General features: G+C 30.9%; 1 pseudogene. It reads left to right on the top strand.

The window, feature by feature from the left end:
• Positions 1-243: pseudogene (locus CCO88_RS10570) on the top strand (Cj0814 family flagellar-dependent secreted protein); the annotation flags it as partial.

The raw sequence follows: 243 nt of genomic DNA, 5'->3' as shown, positions 1-243 counted from the left end.
TGAAGCAGATATAAATTCTATGCCTAGTGGATATGCTGTAGGTGGAGATAAATGTATGAATTTTAATGATCCAAATAATAGAATGAATATTACTCATTTAAAAGACTTTTCTGGAGCTTTAGTTTCAAATGTCTATCAAACACCAGAACAAGTAAAAGAAGCTGATGATCTTTGGGCTGATTCTGGAAATATGATTAATGGTTTAAAACCTCAAACCTTAGGTTTATCCTTAGAAGAAATCAA

It is taken from the genome of Campylobacter coli LMG 9860 (assembly GCF_000254135.1).
GTDB classification, from domain to species: domain Bacteria; phylum Campylobacterota; class Campylobacteria; order Campylobacterales; family Campylobacteraceae; genus Campylobacter_D; species Campylobacter_D coli.
This window is presented reverse-complemented; position numbering and strand designations above follow the sequence as displayed.